Origin of the sequence: Nonomuraea turcica (assembly GCF_030718205.1) — a bacterium.
Lineage (GTDB): Bacteria > Actinomycetota > Actinomycetes > Streptosporangiales > Streptosporangiaceae > Nonomuraea.
In genome coordinates this window covers 169,711-188,649 of record NZ_JAUZQF010000015.1, presented here as the reverse complement: position 1 = coordinate 188,649, position 18,939 = coordinate 169,711, and the positions used below count along the sequence as shown (strand labels likewise).

At 69.2% G+C, this 18,939-nt stretch carries 16 protein-coding genes and 1 tRNA gene; 6 read left to right on the top strand and 11 right to left on the bottom strand.

What is annotated here, in order from left to right:
• Positions 1-17: 17 nt before the first annotated feature.
• A complete protein-coding gene (dnaG, locus tag Q9G87_RS34895; protein ID WP_305920818.1) occupies positions 18-1,862 on the top strand; it encodes a DNA primase in 1,845 nt (614 codons plus the stop codon).
• A gap of 33 nt (positions 1,863-1,895) precedes the next feature.
• Here dnaG and Q9G87_RS34890 read toward each other — a convergent pair whose 3' ends face one another.
• Positions 1,896-2,519, bottom strand: coding sequence for a hypothetical protein (locus tag Q9G87_RS34890; protein ID WP_305920817.1), 624 nt, complete (start codon positions 2,517-2,519; stop codon positions 1,896-1,898).
• Complete coding sequence (locus Q9G87_RS34885; RefSeq protein WP_305920816.1) at positions 2,516-3,679, bottom strand: PASTA domain-containing protein; 1,164 nt, start codon at positions 3,677-3,679, stop codon at positions 2,516-2,518. The genes Q9G87_RS34890 and Q9G87_RS34885 overlap by 4 nt, the downstream gene beginning before the upstream one ends.
• A 599-nt stretch (positions 3,680-4,278) precedes the next feature.
• On the opposite strand from Q9G87_RS34885, the gene rpoD reads away from it, so the two are divergent.
• Entirely contained in the window at positions 4,279-5,382 is a 1,104-nt protein-coding gene (gene rpoD / locus Q9G87_RS34880) for an RNA polymerase sigma factor RpoD (protein ID WP_305920815.1), read from the top strand.
• 49 nt (positions 5,383-5,431) lie between these two features.
• Here rpoD and Q9G87_RS34875 read toward each other — a convergent pair whose 3' ends face one another.
• From Q9G87_RS34875 to Q9G87_RS34845, 7 genes are read right to left on the bottom strand one after another with little or no spacing between them, the layout of a single operon-like run.
• Entirely contained in the window at positions 5,432-6,241 is an 810-nt protein-coding gene (locus tag Q9G87_RS34875; protein WP_305920814.1) for a transporter substrate-binding domain-containing protein, read from the bottom strand.
• Positions 6,238-7,623 (bottom strand): hypothetical protein, encoded by a 1,386-nt coding sequence (locus Q9G87_RS34870; RefSeq protein ID WP_305920813.1) that lies wholly within the window; start codon positions 7,621-7,623, stop codon positions 6,238-6,240. The genes Q9G87_RS34875 and Q9G87_RS34870 overlap by 4 nt, the downstream gene beginning before the upstream one ends.
• Positions 7,620-8,309, bottom strand: a complete 690-nt coding sequence (locus tag Q9G87_RS34865; protein WP_305920812.1) for an FHA domain-containing protein — start codon at positions 8,307-8,309, stop codon at positions 7,620-7,622. Before Q9G87_RS34865 ends, Q9G87_RS34870 begins: the two co-directional genes overlap by 4 nt.
• Entirely contained in the window at positions 8,309-9,595 is a 1,287-nt protein-coding gene (locus tag Q9G87_RS34860; protein ID WP_305920811.1) for a vWA domain-containing protein, read from the bottom strand. The genes Q9G87_RS34865 and Q9G87_RS34860 overlap by 1 nt, the downstream gene beginning before the upstream one ends.
• Positions 9,588-10,439, bottom strand: a complete 852-nt coding sequence (locus tag Q9G87_RS34855) for a PP2C family serine/threonine-protein phosphatase (protein ID WP_305920810.1) — start codon at positions 10,437-10,439, stop codon at positions 9,588-9,590. Before Q9G87_RS34855 ends, Q9G87_RS34860 begins: the two co-directional genes overlap by 8 nt.
• Entirely contained in the window at positions 10,436-12,577 is a 2,142-nt protein-coding gene (locus tag Q9G87_RS34850) for a serine/threonine-protein kinase (RefSeq protein ID WP_305920809.1), read from the bottom strand. Before Q9G87_RS34850 ends, Q9G87_RS34855 begins: the two co-directional genes overlap by 4 nt.
• Positions 12,574-13,743: a coiled-coil domain-containing protein gene (locus Q9G87_RS34845; protein WP_305920808.1), complete on the bottom strand. Its 1,170-nt coding sequence runs from the start codon at positions 13,741-13,743 to the stop codon at positions 12,574-12,576. The genes Q9G87_RS34850 and Q9G87_RS34845 overlap by 4 nt, the downstream gene beginning before the upstream one ends.
• A gap of 178 nt (positions 13,744-13,921) precedes the next feature.
• Between Q9G87_RS34845 and Q9G87_RS34840 the strand changes: the two genes are divergently transcribed.
• From Q9G87_RS34840 to Q9G87_RS34830, 3 genes are read left to right on the top strand one after another with little or no spacing between them, the layout of a single operon-like run.
• The gene (locus Q9G87_RS34840) at positions 13,922-14,095 is read left to right on the top strand and encodes a hypothetical protein (RefSeq protein WP_305920807.1); all 174 of its coding nucleotides are present in this window, start codon (positions 13,922-13,924) and stop codon (positions 14,093-14,095) included.
• A 32-nt stretch (positions 14,096-14,127) separates the two neighbouring features.
• Positions 14,128-15,402 (top strand): amylo-alpha-1,6-glucosidase, encoded by a 1,275-nt coding sequence (locus tag Q9G87_RS34835; protein WP_305920806.1) that lies wholly within the window; start codon positions 14,128-14,130, stop codon positions 15,400-15,402.
• The gene (locus tag Q9G87_RS34830) at positions 15,399-15,875 is read left to right on the top strand and encodes a hypothetical protein (RefSeq protein WP_305920805.1); all 477 of its coding nucleotides are present in this window, start codon (positions 15,399-15,401) and stop codon (positions 15,873-15,875) included. Before Q9G87_RS34835 ends, Q9G87_RS34830 begins: the two co-directional genes overlap by 4 nt.
• Positions 15,876-15,899: 24 nt before the next feature.
• Here the strand turns inward: Q9G87_RS34830 and Q9G87_RS34825 are convergent, their stop codons facing one another.
• A complete protein-coding gene (locus tag Q9G87_RS34825; protein ID WP_371825866.1) occupies positions 15,900-16,217 on the bottom strand; it encodes a YtxH domain-containing protein in 318 nt (105 codons plus the stop codon).
• Between the two features lie 141 nt (positions 16,218-16,358).
• On the opposite strand from Q9G87_RS34825, the gene Q9G87_RS34820 reads away from it, so the two are divergent.
• Positions 16,359-16,430, top strand: a tRNA-Asn gene (locus Q9G87_RS34820).
• Positions 16,431-16,522: 92 nt separating this feature from the next.
• On the opposite strand, the gene Q9G87_RS34815 is transcribed toward Q9G87_RS34820, so the two are convergent.
• On the bottom strand, positions 16,523-17,521 hold the full coding sequence (locus Q9G87_RS34815; RefSeq protein WP_305920803.1) for a tyrosine-type recombinase/integrase: 999 nt from the start codon (positions 17,519-17,521) through the stop codon (positions 16,523-16,525).
• Positions 17,522-18,939: the final 1,418 nt, after the last annotated feature.

Sequence of the window (18,939 nt, the reverse complement as noted above, 5' to 3'; positions counted from 1 at the left end):
GGAATAGACTCACCGGCGTGGCTGGCCGGATCCGAGATGTCGACATCGCGCTCGTACGCGAGCGTTCACCCATCGCCGACGTGATCGGCGAGCACATCCAGTTGCGCAACGCCGGAGGCGGCAACCTCAAGGGCCTGTGCCCCTTCCACGACGAGAAGTCCCCCTCCTTCAACGTCACTCCCGAGCGCGGAATGTACTTTTGCTTCGGTTGTTCCGAAGGTGGTGATGTGATCACCTTCGTCGAGAAGATCGAGCATCTGACCTTTGGTGAGGCGGTCGAGCGGCTGGCGCAGCGAGCCGGGATCCAGCTGCAATACGAGCAGGGCGGCTACGTTCCCCGGCGGGATCACGGCGAGCGGGCCAGGCTGATCGAGGCGCACAAGGCGGCGGCCGAGTTCTACGCCGGCAAGTTGTTCGGGCCCGACGCGGCGCCCGGGCGGCGGTTCCTGTCGGAGCGGGGGTTCGAGCGGGCGGACGCGGAGATGTTCGGGGTCGGATATGCGCCCAACGAGTGGGAGGCGCTGACGCGGCATCTGCTGGCGCGCGGGTTCACCACCGAAGAGCTCGTCAAGGGCGGGCTGGCCAAGGAGGGGCGGCGGGGGCCGATCGACCGGTTCCGCGGGCGGCTGATCTGGCCGATCAGGGACGCCACGGGCGATGTGATCGGTTTCGGCGCGCGCAAGTTGCTTGATTCCGATGAAGGGCCGAAATATCTGAATACGCCTGACTCGCCGCTTTACAAGAAGAGCCAGGTGCTTTATGGGATTGACCTGGCGAAACGGGAGATCTCCAAGCGGTCCCAGGCGGTGATCGTCGAAGGCTACACCGATGTGATGGCCTGTCATCTCGCCGGGGTGCCGACGGCGGTGGCCACGTGCGGCACATCGTTCGGCGCGGAGCACATCAAGATCCTGCGCCGGTTCCTGCTGGACCAGGCCGAGTTCCGCGGCGAGGTGATCTTCACGTTCGACGGTGACGAGGCGGGGCAGAAGGCGGCGCTGCGGGCGTTCGCCGACGAGCAGAAGTTCGTCACACAGACCTACGTCGCGGTGCAGCCCGACGGGCTCGACCCGTGCGACCTGCGGGTCAAGCAGGGGGACGCGGCCGTGCGGGATCTGATCGCCAGCCGGGAGCCGCTGTTCCAGTTCGCGATCAGGAGCACGATCTCCCGCTACGACCTGCGCAGCAACGAAGGCAAGATCGCCGCGCTGGACGCGGCCGCGCCGATCGTGGCCGGGATCAAGGACGTCGGGCTGCGCAAGCGCTACGCCATCGACCTGGACCGGTGGCTCGGCTTCATGGACGAGCGGTTCGTCATGCAGCGCATCGCCGCGGTCGCCGGGGCGCTGCAGGGCCGCCCGCAACGCGCGCAAAGGGCGGTGCCCGTCGATCCGAGCATTCGGGTGGAGGGCGAGTTGCTCAGGCTGGCCGTGCAGCGGCCCGCGCTGCTCGGGCCGCGTTTCGACGCCCTGGACCCGCAGGCGTTCACGGCGCCCGACCATGTCGCCCTGCACAAGGTCATCGCAGCCGCCGGTGGTGTTGTCGCGGCCGGATACGGTGGCCGGGAGTGGGTGGATCTGTTGCTGGAGCACGCCCATGAGGAGGGGGCTCGGGCGTTGGTGACCCGGTTCGCGGTGGAGCCGATCCAGGCGGACACGCACGCGGAGGAGCGCTATGCGGGTGCGATGCTGGCCGCCATCGAGGCCATCGCGGTCGATCGGGCCATCGCCCAGGTGAAGTCACGGATCCAGCGGCTCAATCCGGTGGAGGAGCAGCAGGAGTACAACAAGTTGTTCGGTGAGCTGGTGGCGCTGGAGCAGCAACGCCGGGTCCTGCGCGATCGCGCCGCAGGCAGCCCGTGACGGGTTCGCGATCGCCCGTGGGGCCGCGTCCGGCTATGGCGAGTCGTTTTCGTCGTTTCCTGCCCCCGCTGCCGCCCGCGCCTCACGCAGGATCGGGTAACCCTCGCCGAGGTCCCGGTTGATCGGCAGCGTGACCAGCACATAGTCCTGCCGGGCCACCTCGACGCCCTGGACCTTGCACACGGCGGAGGCCACGCAGTCGCCGCCGGTCAGGCGTATCATCCGGCCGTTGCGCACGCTCGCCTGCAACCCCGTGACGTGCAGGACCAGCTCGATGCCGAAGCGCAGCCGGCCCACCGGCTGCCCGTTGACCTGGACCTCGACGGAGGGCTCGTGGCGGGAGACGACCTCGTGGTCGACCAGCGGCACCATCTGGCCGGTGCCCGGGTTGTCCAGGGTACGGCGGGCGGCGGCACGCAGGTTGCGGTACGTCGCCCAGCCGCTCAGCAGGACCGAACCCACGTTGATCCCGCGCAGCAACTCGACGCCCGCCGTGGCCGCCTTGTCCGCCAGCTCGCCGGGCGGCGTCCGGACCTGCTGCCTGATCTCGTCGAGCGCCCCGTCCATGCGCCGAGTCAGCTCCTCGCCCGCTTTCTGCGGGTTGGCGTAGAGCAGCAGGTCGGCGGTGCTCGGGTCGGTGCTGAAGCTGACGGTCACCGTACGATCTCCCTGATCTCTTGGCGGCCCTGGTCGTGATGGCAGACGAGGTCGAGCCTGAACGAGGGTGCGACGTCACGGAACTCCACCTGCGGCGAGGGGTCCGCGTACGGCACACAGACGACGGAAGGCGGCGACGGCTGTGGCTCGTCACCGGAGCCGCCTGGGCTGTCACCGGCCCCGCCCGCGCCACGGCGAGCGCGCCGCAGCAACCAGCCGAGCACGGCCAGTACCGCGATCACGATCAGCAGCACGAGGGACGACGGCCCGCTCGATGCCCCCGTCTCGACGCTGTCCCCGGTGTCGATCGCCGGTGACTCCTCACCGGACTCGCCGGCCCGAGAGGCCTCAGGGCTGCCGGTGCCGACCGGCCGGGTGCCCGGGGTCAGCGTGACGGTGACAGAGCCTCCTCGTTCGACGAGGCTGCCTGCAGCCGGGTCCTGGGCGCTCACCCTGCCCGAATCCCCGCTGCCGACGACGAGCGTGAGCCCCCGGTCATCCAGCCGCCGCCGTGCCGCGTCCGCGCTGAGCCCGCTCAGGTCGGGGACTTTGACGCGCTCGTCGGGTGGCGACGTCGGCGGGGCGCGCAGGCGCAGGGTGACGGTGGTGCCAGGCGCCACCGGCGTGCCCGCGGCGGGATCCTGCGAGGCCACCACGGCCGGCTCGGCGAAGGCGCCTTCGGCGACCACCGGTTCGAGCCCCACCTCCCGTATCCGATCCTTCGCCGGGTCCGCGGGCTCACCGACGACGTCCGGGACCCGCACCTGCGTCGCTTGGAGGGTGACGGTCACACGGGAGCCGCAGATCTCGCTCGTCCCGCCGGGCGGTGACTGGTCGATCACCGTCCAGTGGGCCGCCGCGTCGGAGGGCAGGAACTCCGTCGCGAAGCCACTCCGAGCCAGTGAGGCGGTGGCGGCTTCCAAGGTCTGCCCCGTGACGTCGGGCACAGGTCCCGTATCGACGGAGAAGCCCCGGCCGCCCAGCGCCGGACAGGTCTGCCGCGGCCTCGGCGTTTCCTGCACGTCCGGCGTTTCTTGTGTGGTCGGTGCGCAACACGGGTCAGCAGTCTCAGTGGCCGCCGCCGCTCCGGTCGGCGTCGCCGGGGCCGACAGCACGATCAACGCAGCGACCAGCGCCTTCACCACAAGGCGGTACCGCATTGCCACCTCCAGGCCATCAGCGCCGACGCTAGGCGCCCGGCCCGCCCAGCGCATGAGTAGGCCCTACTCAACGGAGAGGAGCGCACTCGCGCGGGGAAATACGGGCCGCGCCGACGGGACAGCCGGACGTGATGACACGATCTTCAGCACGGCCGCCGCGCGACCCGCCGCCGATCAGCGGGCCACGCCGACGGCGCCGGCGAAAAAGATCGTTGAGCGGATCCCCTGGGACGCAGGTGGCGGGAGCGGTCGCCGGTTGATAACAGTTCAGCCGCGATCGTTATCGAGATTACAGGGTGGTTGACCAGGGAACTTGGCCCGGTCCAACATGCGACAAAGGTGATGGACAACGCGATAGAGGCAGTCAAGGAGTTGCGTCCGACCGGAGGGTCGTGCCGGGCGCGTGAATCCTGATCGCGTAATTGACTTTACTTTCCTGATCGAACTCTGGCCAAACCTTATTTCGATCTCAATTCGGTAAGGACGATCGCCTTACCTTCAGTGACAAAAATGGGTCTGCCATTTGATGGAACCAATACTGCAGACTGTCTCCCGTGGGTGCATCGGTGCTGCCAAGCAGTCCGCCATCGGTAGATCAGGTGGCGGACCTCGTCGCGAAGGGAAGAGAGCGCGGGAGCGTAACCGTCGATGACGTCGCAGCCGCGCTTGACCGATCCGAGCTGCCGTCCGACGCGCTGGAACGCGTCGTGCGGATGCTCGCCGAGAACGGCGTGGAGGTCCTCGAGCCCCAGGGCGACGAGGAATCCACCCGCGCCGATGAGGAAGATCTAGGCAAACGGGCCCCGACCAGCGATCTCGTCCGTATCTACCTGCGGGAGATCGGCCGGGTGCCGCTGCTGACCGCCGAGGAGGAGGTGGAGCTCGCCAAGTCGATCGAAGCCGGCCTGTTCGCCGAGGACAAGCTGGCCAACGGGGTCTCGCGTCTGGCCTTCCCGGAGTTCAGGGAGCTCGTCTGGCAGGGCACCCGAGCCAAACAGCGGCTCATCGAGGCCAACCTCAGGCTCGTGGTGTCGATCGCCAAGCGGTACGTGGGCCGCGGCATGTTGTTCCTGGACCTGATCCAGGAGGGCAACCTCGGGCTCATCCGGGCGGTCGAGAAGTTCGACTACACCAAGGGTTACAAGTTCTCCACCTACGCGACCTGGTGGATCCGGCAGGCGATCACCCGGGCCATCGCCGACCAGGCACGGACCATCCGCATCCCGGTGCACATGGTGGAGACGATCAACAAGCTCGTCAGAGTGCAACGCCAGCTCCACCAGGACCTCGGCCGCGAGCCGATCCCCGAGGAGATCGCCAAGGAGATGGATCTCCCTGTCGATCGGGTGGTGGAGATCCAGCGCATCGCCCAGGAGCCCGTGTCGCTGCAGTCGCCGATCGGCGAGGAGGATTCCGACCTCGGTGACTTCATCGAGGACGCCGACGCAGTCGTGCCCATGGAGGCCGCGGCCTTCATCATGCTGCAGGACCAGCTCGACGACATCCTGGCCACGCTGTCGGACCGCGAGCAGCGCATCATCCAGCTGCGCTTCGGCCTGGCCGACGGGCATCCGCGCACGCTGGAGGAGGTGGGCAGGGAGTTCGGGGTCACACGGGAGCGCATCCGCCAGATCGAGTCGAAGACCCTGGCCAAGCTCCGCCACCCGACGCGTGCCCAGATGCTGCGGGACTACCTGGACTGAGAGCCGTGCGAAGCGGGCCGGGGCGACACGACCCGGCCCGCTCGCACGTTCAGGAGCAGCCCTCGAACTGCGGGACCGCGATCGTGCTCAGGTCCAGCCCCGACCCGTCGAACCACTTGTGCAGCAGCTTCGCCGCCGTCCCGTCCTGATACATGTCGGTGATCGCCCGGTTGACCGCCTCGCAGCCCGGCACGTCCCCTCTGCGCAGGCCCACCCCGGTGCGTTGCTCGTTGAACTGCGCGTTGCTCAGCCGCAGCCCCGACCCGTCCTGCTTGGCCAGGCCCGCCAGGATGACGTCGTTGGTGGTGACCGCGTCCACCTCCTTGCTCTTCAGCGCCGCCAGGCACTGCGCGTAGTCCGCGAACGGCACGAGCTCCGCCGCCACACTCCGCTCCTGGACGACCCGCTGGGCCGCGTTCGAGCCCTGGACCTCGCAGATCCTGCGGCCCTTGAGGTCGCGCACGTTCATGATCGTCTCTTCCGGCCGCGTCAGGATGTCCTGGTAGGAGATGTGGTACGGCCCCGCGAACAGCACCTTGGCCTTGCGGTCCTGGCTGATCGTGTACGTCGCCACCACCATGTCGGCCCGCCCGTCGAGCAGCACCTGTTCCCGGTCCGCCGCCAGCACGGGGACGAGGTGGTAGTCCTTGCCGAGCTTGCCCGCGATGTACCGGGCCACGTCCACGTCGAAGCCTTCGTACTCCTCGTCGGGCCGCAGGAACCCGACCGAGGGCAGATCCTCGCGCACCGCGATGCGCAGGACCTCGTCGTCATCGACGATCGACTCCGGCTCCCCGGTCCCGCAGCCCGCGACCAGCGTCGCGGCCAGGGCCAGCACCATCACCAGCGCCCGTTTCACCGGTACTCCTTGAGTCGTGGCCACACCCCGCCGATCACCAGCAGGCCGATCGCCCCCATCGCGAACTCCTCCAGCGTCCATAGGCTGTCCAGCGTGCTCTCGCCACGCTTGATCGCGCGCTCGAACTCGTCCTGATGCCGGTCGGTCAGCGCCACCAGCGAGCGGTCGTAGGCGTCGAACGCCTGGCTGACCTGGCCGAGGCGCGCCGGGACCGCCTCGGCGGTGCGGCCGCTCGTCACCAGGTCGCGGAATGCCTCGTCGGCAGCCTGGAACCGCTGGTACGCCCGCATCACCTCCTGGCCCTGCTTGCCGACCAGTTCGGGCCCCAGCAGGCCGAGGAAGCCGCCCGCCGAACCCTTGCTGACGATGCCGTGGTAGGCGCTCAGGTTGCCTGCCGGGCTGTAGATGAGCGACAGCGACTTGTCGAGGTAGGTGTGCTCGTAGGTGTCGGCCCGCTCCTTGTCCAGCAGGTAGCGGCTCTGGTCGCCCTGCATGCTGGTGCTGATCGCACGGGCCCTGGCCAGCGTCAGCACCGGATCGAAGCCGGCCGACTTGGCCTGCCGCAGCGCCTCCTGATCCCGCCCGAGCGCGCCGGCCCCGGAGATCATCGCCACCGCGGTCGCCACCGTGGCCACCAGCAGCGCCGGCCCCAGGATGCGCCGGAAGCGCGTGGCCAGGAAGACCTGGAGCCAGATCAGGCAGCCCAGCGCGAGCAGCCCGGCCAGCACCACCGCGACCCGCAGGAGCGGCACCATGACCGCCTTCTCGTCATAGGTGCTGCGCACGATCGTGCCGGACTCCAGGGTCAGGTTGTACGCCTGCGGCAGCAGCACCTTCCGCATCAGGTCGGTGGCCTGGCGGTAGATCGCCACGACGTCCTCGGGCGGCGGTCCCGGAGGGTGGTTCGCCCGCTTGTCGAGCACCAGGGCCTGCCCGGCCAGCCGCTCGTACGCGCCGAGCCCGTCGAGCACCGACTCCACGGTCCGCCGCTCGGCGGGGTTGTCGCCCGACAACTCGAACGCCTTCAGCAGCGCCCGGTTGGCCTCGGACCGGCGCTGCTCGTACTGGACCATGGCCTTCTGGCGCAGGTTGGCCCACCCGTTGCCCATCACCAGGATGTTGGCGACCTGCGCGTCCATGTCGCTCAGTGCGAGGTGCAGCCCGGCGGTGGCGACCACCTGTGGGCCGGCGTCGTGGCCTATGACCTGCAGGCCGTCGCGGGCGCTCGCGCTGCCGACCGCGAGGGCCGCGAACAGCAGCGCCAGCGAGGCGACGGTGATGCCGGAGATGGCCCGGATCCTGCCGGGCACGCTCCTGCGGACCGGCGGCGGGGCCGCCCCGCCCGGCGCCACCGCGGCCCGGCCGGGGGCCATCACGGTCATGGTGTGCCCTCCCTGAGGGTGATCACGGTCCACGCGCCCAGGTGGATGCGGTCGCCGGGGCGGATGGGAACGGGCACGTTGACCTTGAGGAGCTTGCCGTTCACCTGGGTGCCGTTGGACGATCCCGGGTCGACCAGCGTCCAGGAGCCGTCCGGCTGCGCCAGCAGCACGGCGTGCAGGTGCGAGACGCCCGGGTCCTCGGGAGGCCCGGTCAGGTCGATCTCGGGCTCCAGGTTCCTGGCCCGGCTGCGCCGCCCGATGCGCACCTGGTCGCCGTACAGGCCGAAGGAGCGCTCGGGGCAGTACGGCGGGAACGCGACCGCGTCGGCGTCGGGACCGCCCTCGGCGATGACCTTCTCGTAGTAGGCGCGGTCGGCGGCGGTCACGGCCTCCCACCTGGCCCCCACCGCCGGAGCACTGCCGGCCTGTCCGATTGCCGAGCCTTGCTCGGAGTGCGGCGCTGGGTGTCCTCGCTGCGCTGCGGATCCAGCACTGCTGTAGTCGTGGCCGCACACCTCGCAGAACTGCCCGGCACGCGGCGTCTGGCAGATGGGGCAGCTCTCGGCGGCGGCCGGGGCGGAGGTGGGAGCGGGGGTCGGTGCCTGAGGCGTGGAGGCCATCTGGGCGCCGCACACGTCGCAGTAGTCGTCGGCGCCGGACGCGTGCCCCTGCGGGCAGGTCGCCATCAGTTTCCTTCCTTGCGCAGCCGGCTGGTGCGGACCGATCCGGTGTCGAGCTCGATCTCGTCGGCCTTGTCGACGTTCCTGCGCAGTCTGGCCGTGCCGGTGGCGGGATCGACCTCGACCACCTTCTCCAGCAGCCGCGCGGTGTCCTCGCGGCCCGACTCGGCGGCCAGTTCCCTGGCCTTGGCCAGGCGGGCGGTGGCGGTGTCGACGTCGCCCATCGCCCGGGCGCTGAGCCCATCCTGGATCAGGTCGTGCAGCTCGGCCTGGCCGGTGTAGTGGGCGACCTTTCCGTTGATCCGGGTGGACTGTGCCAGGTCGTCGGTCCACTGGGCGAGTACGTTGCCGCTGGCCACGACGTCTCCGGTGTCGGGGCGTACGAGCTTGACCCAGCCTGCCCTGATCTCCTGTCCGACTTGCCCGGGCGGCACCTCGACGCACACGTGGTATTCGCGCTCCTCGGCCCCCCAGGACCCGGTCGGGTAGTCGCCGGTCAGCGGGTTGACGTCGGCACGCTTGCCGGTCAGGTCCAGCAGCACGGGGGAGACCTGCTTGACGAACTTGAGCTGCGCCGTCTGCGGCACCCAGACCCGCAGCGACAGCTCCGCCACGGTCTTGCTCATCGACGTCTGCGTGAGTCGACGGAAATACTCCGGCAAATCCCCCTGGTTACGGACGAAGTCAAACGTGCCGAGCATCGCCTCGGCCACCTTCCGCAGCTCGGCCGGCACCCAGTCGTCGCCGACCCCGAGGCAGTCGCACACGAATTTGCCGCTCCAGCCCGCCAGGACGTTGCCGAAGACCTCGGCACTCTCGTTGTTCTGGCCGTCGGTCATCAGCAGCGCGTGCTTGATGGCCGACGGATGCGCGGACAACACGTGCCCGGCCAGCTTCAGCCATTCGCCCATGGCGGTGCCGCCGTGCGCGAGCAGCCGGCCGATCGCCCGCTCGGCCTCCGCCTTCGTGGCGGCGGTGGCCTTGACCAGGCGCGGACTGCCGCCCGGGTAGACCATCTTGGCCGACTCGGTCCCGGCGATCACCGCGAAGAGCACGCCGTCGCGCAGCGTCCGCACGGCCGTGGCGGCCGCCTGCCGCGCCTCGCGGATCTTGCCGCCGCTCATCGAGCCCGACGTGTCCACGATGATCACCTCGGCGGCATCGGCGGGCACGACCTGTGTGGTGACGCCGCCCGTGGAGCCGACGGAGAGGATGGCGTGCACCTCGCGGCCGTCGAGGGGGAGGTACTTGTTCTGGTCGATGGTCAACGTGAAAGCGGGCTGGTCACTCACGGGCATCTCCTAAGGGGATCAAGGCGATCGTCACGTTGTCCTGGCCGCCTGAGTCCAGTGCGTGCCGCAACATCTCGCGGGCCATGTCAAGTGGGGCACCGGAACGGGGGAAGGCGTAGCCGTCCAGGTAGCGCCACAGGCCGTCGCTGCAGACGAGCAGCAGGCCGGGCACGGCGGGGGTGAAGGTCCGTACGTGGAGCGTGACGTCTTCGGCGTCCGCCCCGAGCCAGGCGGTGATCTCGCCGGTCTCCACCGCATCGTCCTCGGTCAGCAAGGCGCCGTGTCCGTCGCCGGGCATCCAGTAGGCCCGGGTGTCACCGGCCCAGCCGAGTGTGAACCGGTCCCGCTCGACCACGGCGGCGACGTACGTGCAGGCGGGGGCGTCGTACACGGAGGTCGCCAGCTTGGTCACCGCCCGGCCGGCCAGCTCGAACGCCTCCTCCTGCGACAACCCTCTGGCCAGCGCGGCGGCCGCGGTCTCCACCGCCACCGCGGAGGCCTCATCGGCCCTGGGCGAGCTGCCCACTCCGTCGCACACCACGGTCACGACCGTGTCGCCGGAGGCCAGCAGCGCCATCGCGTCCTCGTTGCGGCTGCGGCGCAGCCCCCTGTCCGTCAGGGCCGCCGCGCCGTTGTCCAGCACGGTCTCCGCGTGGTCCCGCCCGGTGGGCTGGCGCAGGCCGCACCGCTCGCAGTAGCCCTCCGCGTCGACGGCGGCCGCCCCGCAGGACGCGCACGTGGGAGCGCCCAGCGGGTGACCGCAGGCCTCGCAGTAGGTGTCGCCCGCGAGCACGGGAGCTTCGCAGACCGGGCAGCAGGCGGCGCGCGCGGTGTCCCCGGTCACAGCCATGTCCTCGGTCGCACGGCGTTCGCCTGATCGATGAGCGCGTAGCGTTCCTGCCGGGAGTTCGCCGTGACGGCGAGCTTGCGGTAAATGGACTCCAGTCGCCTGCGCAGCCCTGGCTCGGTGAACCGGGCTCCGGCCAGCTCCAGGTCCGGCGGCGGCGCGTTCGTCTCCAGCCAGGTCAGCCCGCCGTGCAGCAACTCGGCCGTCAGCAGCTCGCGGCGGCGCGTTTCGAGGTCCGGCAGGTTCGCCAGCCGGCCGGCCGCGGCCACCAGATCGCCGGGGGTGATCGCGTCCGGGTCGGGGCGGCGCACCGCAGAGGCGGCCAGCGCGACCTGCGCCGCCATCCGGTGGCTCGACGTGGCGGGCACCTCGTCGAGCACGCCCATCTTGCCGGTCCTGGCCAGCCCGAACGCCGCGCTCACACAGCCGTGGTCGGTGCGCCAGACGCTCTCGTACCAGGAGGCCGCGCCTGACGGGCCCGACTGTTGTCCCGCGCACTCCAGCGCGAACGCCAGCGCCAGCTTCGGCGCCAGCTCACCGGGCACCAGCGACACGCAGGAGTCGAACATCGACACCGCCTGCCCCATCTGCCCCGTGGCCAGCGCGAGAACGCCGCGGTACCAGGTGACCCGCCAGTCGCCGGGCAGCTCCGTGGCCAGCGCGCTCAGCGCGACGGGTGTCTCCGCCGCGCCGTCCTCGGCCAGCAGCCTGGCCCGCATGAGCTTCGTCTCGGGCGTCGGCGGCATCGCGGCGAGCTGGTCCAGCAGCTCCTTGCCGTCCCGGCCGAGCAGCCCGGCCAGCGCGCCCGCGGCCGGGTCGCCCGGGTCGACCAGCGGCACCGGCAGCCGGTGCGCGACCACGACGGGGTCGAGCGGCCCGAACACGTCATCGTCGGCCTCCGACAGCGCCGTCCCCACCGCGCCCCGCTCGGGCCCGAACAACGTCGACGGGTGCGGGTACGGCACCCCCTCCTCTTGGGCGCAGACCTCGCGCAACACCCCGAGGAGCTGCTCCTCCATCTCCCACGCGCTCTGGAACCTGTCGGCCGGATGGACGGCGGTGGCCCTGCGCAGCCATCGGGTGAACGACGGATGCCCGCAGTCCTGCGGCAGCGGGGCGGCATTGCCGTTCACGACCGGGCTGAACCCCGGGATCGTCAGCACCGCCAGCGTCCTGGCCACGGTGTAGAGGTCGGAGGTCACCGACGACGGATGGGTCTCCAGCTCGGGGGCGTGATAGCCGCGCGTGGCCCACGACGTGCCCGGCGGCGAGCCGAGGGGCTGCACCGCGCCCAGGTCGATGAGCTTGAGCCCCTTGCCCACCCTGATCACATTGGCCGGCTTCAGGTCGCAGTAGACCAGGCCGGCCTCGTGCAGGTAGCCGAACGCCTGCAGGATCTCCCGCCCGTAGATCAGGGCCTCGCGCAGCGGCAGCGGGCCCTGGCGGCGCAGCTCGTGCAGGGACTGGCCGCCGACGTACTCCATGACGATGTAGCCGAGCCCGGCCGAACGCTGGAAGTTGAACACCTTGACGATGTTGGGATGATCGACGGTGGTGAGCACCTTGCGTTCGGCCTCCGCCGCCGCCAGCGCCTCGGCGTCGTTGGTGTTGAGCAGGCCCTTGAGCACCACCCAACGGCCATCGAGGTTCTCGTCGGCGGCCAGGTAGATCCAGCCGAGCCCGCCGTGCGCCAGGCAGCCCAGCACCCGGTACTGGCCGGCCACCAGGTCGTCCTTGTCCAGCTTCGGGGTGAAGGAGAACGCGGTGCGGCAGTGGGGGCAGAACCCGTCCGTGAGCCCGGGCCGGCCGTCCCTGGAGCGGCCGACGGGCTTGCCGCAGTCGGGATTGGCGCAGAACCGCTTCTCCTCGGGCACCTCGGGGTTGGTCATCACGGCGGTCGCCGGGTCGCGGTAGGGCGCCGACGGCAGGTCGGCGATGGTGGCCAGCACCCCGGCCCGCGACCTGCCGCTGCTCGTCGGCCCGCTGGTCGGCCGGCTCACCGGGTTCGTCTGCGGCGACGAAGGCTGGGTCCGGTACGAGGCGGGCGGCGCGGGAGAGCTCTCCGCGGCGCCGCACAGGTCGCAGTAACCCTCGTCGATCGTGCCCGTGCAGCCTGGCTGCGCGCAGCGGCTCATGACGTTCCTCCGTGGATCGCGCGCTGATAGTCCTCGACGGCGGCCGCCGCCTTCGTCAGGTCGCACGGGGCGCTCCACAACAACGCGCGGGCCCGTGCGAACAGGCCGGTGGCGGCCGGGTCCTCCGCCATCCCCTTGCGTACCGCCATCACCTGGCAGGCGCCGAGCCGCCCGCGTAGCTCGTCACGCCTGCCGACCAGCCCGTAGAGCGCCTTCGCGGTGGCCAGCGCCTGCTCGGCCGCCCCGTCGGCGTCGCTTTCCAGCGCCGCCAGCCGCTTGGCCCGCAGCACCCAGGTGTCGGCCGAGACGTCGAGCGCGTCCAGTGCGCCGGTCAGGGCGTCCACCCTGCTCCTGGGCTGGGCCTGCGGCGGCAGGGCGATCTTGACCACGACCGCGCCGTGGGCCAACCTGGCCTCGCTCTCGGCCGCGCGCACCCGGTCCAGCGCGGCCTCCAGGTTCTCGCGGCGCCTGGCGTAGTCCTGCTTGACGACGATGGCCAGCTCCAGCTCGGCCAGCGAGGCGGTCAGGAGCCGGGCGACCCGGTCGAGATCGGGCTCGACGGCCGCGCCGAGCGGGTCTTCCACGACGGCGGCACGCATCCGCTTCAGCTCCGCTTCCAGCGTGTCCAGGCCGGCGGCGCTCTCGCCGAGATCCTGCTCCAGCTCGCGGATGCGCCGCAGCTCGGCGCCGGCGGCGTCGAGGCGGGGCAGCAGCGTGTTCCACTGGGCGTCGATGTCGTTGAGGGCGGAGGTGACGTCCCGGAACGCGGCGTCCATCTGCGTGACGGTGGCGTCGAGGGTCAGCCGCTCGTCCGCCTCGGGCAGCAGCGAGCGCTGCTCGACGGGTTTGGCGGCGGCCCGCAACAACACGGACGTGCCCGCGAGCAGCTCGGTCAGCTCGGCCAGTTGCTCGGCGCTCAGCCTGCTCCGCGAGGCCTTGATCTGCTCGGCGTCGCGTAACACGGCGCGATAGGCGTCGTTCAGCCGCCAGAGGCGGGCCAGCGACTCCTGCGCCGTGGCCCAGCGGCGTTCGGTCGCGCCGCGTAAGGTGGCCCCCTTGAGTAACCGGTAAGTGGTATGGGATTCGAGATCGAGCAGGTCGCCGGAGATGCGGTCGCGTTCGTCGGCCCGAGCGCGCAGCGCGTGCTCGACGCCTTCCCTGCTCATAGGTGGTCCCAGGCTCATCACGCTCCCCGTGAAGAGATCCCCCGTGCCCCGGTTTATACCGGCTCAACGGCGGGTCGGACGGCTTAAGTTCCTTTGGCTCGGGGGGACCCCTGACTTGTCCCTGATTCAACCCTGTGTCGCCTGCAATCCGCTTAAAGGATCTCTTAGCGTTACGGACATGGGACGCATATTTCTGATCATCGCAGCGGTCGTCGCCGCGCTCGTACTCCTCGGCCCGCTCGTGGGGTTCGCGCTCACGCTCCTCAAGTGGGGCCTCATCATCGGCGCCGTCGCTCTCGGCGTCATGTTCGTGTCGAAGTGGGTCCAAAGGAAGTCGGGGCAGGGGACATAGCTTCCTGAGGGATCCCCAGTCATAGTTGGGTGATGGAGGCGCGGCCGGCGGTTGACGATGCCGCGCTCGGGCGCGAGGCCATGGCCGTGCTCGAGGCGAACTGGACGGGCACTGGCACCGTGCCCGCGCCAGGCCTCTATCCGCACCAATGGAGCTGGGACTCCGCCTTCGTCGTCATCGGCCTGGCCAGGCACCGGCCGGACCGGGCCCGCGACGAGCTCCTCAGCCTGCTGCGCGGCCAGTGGGCGACGGGGATGGTGCCGCACATCGTCTTCCACACGCGCGAGGCGTACTTTCCCGGGCCCTCCGTATGGCGCTCACAGGAGCACGCGGCCGCGCCGCACGTGCTCACCTCGGGACTGACCGCGCCGCCGCTGCACGGGCTGGCGTTGTGGTGGCTCTACCAGCACACCGGCGACGAGGCGTTCGTCAGGAAGGCGTACCCGGCGCTGGTCGCCCAGCACGACTACCTCGCCTCGGCCCGCGACCTCGGCGGCGCGGGGCTGGCCGCGATCGTGCACCCGTGGGAGTCGGGCATGGACGACAGCCCCGCCTGGGACGAGCCGCTGGCCGCGCTGCCCGTCATCAGGTACGGCTACCGCCATGTGGAGCTCGAGGAGCGCCACCCCGACAGCGACCACGACCGGTACGTCTGGCTCGCCATGCGCTACCGCGACGCCGGATACAACCCCGGCTACCTGCGTGACGAGCACCCCTTCGCGGTCGAGGACCCGATGTTCAACGGGATCTGGCTGGCCTCCTGCCAGGCCATGGCGGAGCTGGCGCCGCTCGCGCACGCCGATCCCGCACCCCACGTCGAGCAGGCCGCGCGCATCAGGCAGGCCATGCTCGAGCGCCTGTGGGACGGCTGCTTCTACGCCAGGGACCTGCGGGCCGACCGGCTGATCAGAGTGTCCACGGTGGGCGGGTTCGGGCCGCTGCTCGACCCCTGGCTGCCCAGCGAGCACCTGCAGGCCGCCGTCGAGATGCTCGAGTCGGCCAGATTCATGGGCGCCACCGGCTACCCGGTGCCCAGTTGCGAGATCCGCGCCACCCAGTTCGACCGCACCCGTTACTGGCGCGGGCCCTCGTGGGTGAACACCAACTGGCTGCTGCGCCGGGCCGCGGCCGTGCACTCGCTCGACCATCTCGCCCAGCAGCTCACCAACGGCACGCTGCGCCTGGTCAGGCAGGCCGGTTTCCGGGAGTGCTTCGACCCCTTCGACGGCAGCGGCCGGGGCTGCCGGGACTTCTCCTGGAGCGCGGCGCTCACCCTCGACCTGCTCGCCGATACCGTGGAGGAATGAGCATCTTCCGCCGTCTGCCCGCCGACGTGCGCAAATCGTTGACCACCGAGCCGGGGGAGCGGGTGCTGACGTTCGCGCCCGGTCAGGCCGGCGGCTTCCTCGTCGCCACGAACCTCGCCCTCTACCTGCCCGACGGGACGCGGGTGCCCTACGAGACGATCGACAGGGCATCGTGGAGCGAGGAGGGGCTGATCGTCACGACCATGGACGGCGGGTCCTACGTAGAGCGCATCGACGAGCCGCGCATGCTGCCCGAGACCGTCCGGGAACGCGTCAACGCCACGATCGTGGTGAACAAGCACGTCAAGCTGCCCGGCCGGGGCGGCGTGCGGCTGGTGGCCAGGCGCCGGCCCGGCGGCGAGGTGCTGGGCTGGACCCTCGTCTTCGACGAGGGCCTCGACCCTGAGGATCCCGGCCTGCGCGCACAGGCCGAGCAGGCTCTGGAGGGAGTGCGCCGCAGCATGGGCGTGTGACCTCGCGCACAACCCTGCGCTCGGTCAGTACGGGATCCCGCTCTCGCGGGCCTTCTTCTCCACGCTCTCGCCCTGGGCCTCCTCCTCCGGCCAGCCGGTGCCGCCATCGTGCTTGTGGGCCTCACGGCTCAGGAACGGGATCCGCTGCTGCAGCGTGTCGCCCATCCTGGACCTGGCCATTCCCGCGTACTTCGATGCCTGCGCGCCGACCACGCCCGCGGCCTCCTGGACCCGGGGGTTGTCGGCGATCCTCTGCGCCGCCCGCTTGATCTGTTCGTACCGTTCGCGTCCGGCCCGGCTGCCCAGCACGTAGCCGATCGCCAGGCCCGCAGCGAATGTCATCCGATATCGCATTTCGCACCTCCGCTGTCTCCGGGCCTACCCCGCTCACGATGCGACACGCACTCCCGGAGTGCGCTAATCTATTCCTGCGCACGACGCAAGGGCCGAAGGCCCTGGTGATCAGCGCAGAGACGGTGTCGATCCCGCGTAGCTCAACGGCAGAGCAGCCGGCTGTTAACCGGCAGGTTATAGGTTCGAGTCCTATCGCGGGAGCTCTTTAGAGCTTGCGGAACACACAGGTCAGGCCCCCTTCCTAGATCAAGGATAGGGGGCCTGAGCCGTTCCGGGAGCCACCGAGGGAGCCACTACCCGGTTTGATCACCGTTGCCGAAGACAACATCCATGGCCTCGGCTCCATGGACGATGACCGGTCTGATCTGGTGCTGGTAGACGGTTTGCGTGGTGTTGGGCGTCGAGTGCCCGACAAGATCAGCGATACGTTCTATCGAAACGTCCCCGTCGCTGAGGATCGAGACGAAGGAGTGTCGGAGCTCCCGTACCTTCCAGCGGTTCCCGATGCCCGCCTTCTTGGTGATCATTCGCAGGCCGCGCAGGACACGCATGGGATCAAGTGCCCGGCGCGACTTTTTGATCTTGGTGTCGCCACCGACCCGATCGGCGCGAAGAACCGAGATGGACGGTGGAATGGGCGGTTTCGCGTTCGGTCTTCCGTCGAGGTCCACGGCTTCCCAGAGGAGCTTTCGTGCCTCCTCTGGCCGGATGCCTGTGAGGAGGGAGGTAATGACGTACGCGCCGAAACTCTCCCCGTTACAGGCCTTGAGGACCGCTACGGCCAGGTCCAACGTGAGGGACTTGCTTGGCCGGCCTTCCTGCCCGTGTGGTGTCTCACACAAGGCCGAGACGTTCCGACCGACGAGTTCGCGCTTCTCTGCCATGCGGATGGCTCGGGTCAAGAGGTTGTGTATCTGGATGATCGTTTTGGTGGCGAGGCTTTCGGCGAGTTCGTCCAGCCAGAGATCGACGTGTTCGGCACGAAGATCCTTCAATCGATAGTTGCCGATCTTTGGTTTGATCTGGTTCTCGGCCATCGATCGTGCGTGCGTGATGGTGCCAAGGCTACGGCCCTTGAGTCCGTGAGTGAGGAAGTCTTCGACAGCGTCGTTGACGCGGTAGTTGGCCTTGGTCTTGATCCCCTTCTCGGCCTCTTCGCGGAGCTTCTTGATCTTTGGGGTCAGCAGGCGAACGCGGCGGCCTGCGCCGTCGAAGCCGAGGGAGACGGCAGCGATCCAGGCGTTCTTGCTCGCATCGAAGTAGATCGAATAGTCGAGCTCCTCTCTGCTCATGCCGCTCTCCGTTCGAAGGCGAGCGATGTACTCCCTTCGCCGCTCATGGTCGCGGGGACTAGATGCTGTACTTGAACAGCGCTTCCCTGACGAGCCTGAAACCGAAGAGTTTCGCGAACTGCTGCGCTCACTCCGCTGCGCCTCCCGCCAGTCCATCGCCGTCACAGTTGACCATCCATTCCCTGTGAGAACTTTCTTCTCATACTTAAAGCGGCCCTGACCGGGCCGCACGCGCCGCCGACGCGGCACGGGCCGGGCACTCCCGCTTGGGCTCCCATGCCCGACCCGCACAACGCCGGTCGGCTGGCGCGGACGAAGGACAGGGCCGCAAGGGGAAGCGCACTACTCGGGTCACGGGCCGAGCTCATCAGCGCAAGCGCACGCGGTCATGGCGCCTGGCCTTACTTCATTGCCTCCGGCGGGGGCGCTCCGGCTCCGGGCAGGCCAGGGGCTTTGCGAGGGATGTACATGCTTACCGCAGAGATCGACAAGCGGCCCTCGACATACCGCGAATATACCGACCACCACTACGGTTTTGCCACCAGCGCCATTCAGCGAAAGGCGGGCTCGTGCGGAAACCAATCACGTTAGCGACAAGACGACTCACCGTTGGAATAGCCATATCCATGGTCGCCATGGGCACCATGCTGGTCGCTCCGCAAGCGGCTTCGGCATCTCCAGGCTACCTGTACACCAAGTGGGGTGCGACATGCAAGAAGGGGACGGGCAAAAAGTCGTACGACACCGGCATCCCACGACATAAAGTCGACGAGCAACACATCCGATGGGCGTATGGCCCCACAGGGAAGAGTACCGCCCGGCAACGGGCCTACAACCTCGCGAATGTCAGTGCAATCTGCACTAAAGGAATCGGTCCTAATCTCTGGAGGTGGAGGCTGGACTACTACGGCCTTGAACGCGGAAAGGTCAGTCGGCTGAAGTTCGGGAAGCATAGGTGCAATGACGGCGTCTGCGGCCCAGCATACCAAATTACGTACGGAGCGTGGCGAGCGGGCTGGACCCACGAAAAGCTTTGACGTGTGGTTGCCGCAGTCGAGCTGCGGGTTCAACTCTGCGACGAGAGAGACGTGATTGGCTGAGCGTCCGTAGGGGAGCCAAGACGGGAGCCACGCGCGCTGAACGAGCCGGACCGGATGCGAACTCAGACGAACGGGCTGACCTCGCATCTGGATCCGCATGAACTGATCCAAACGGCGGGCAGCTGGTTCGAGTCCTATCGCGGGAGCCACTCATCAAGGCCTCTTCCCGTTCGGGAGAGGCCTTGTTGCTTTGTGGGATCACCTTGACGCGTTTATAGGGATCATAGATCACTGAAGATCACTTCGGGTGTCTTAAGCCCCGCTTCAGGCGCCGCGTACGACCCTCCAGGAGTCCGAATCACCTCGGGGAGGGAGATC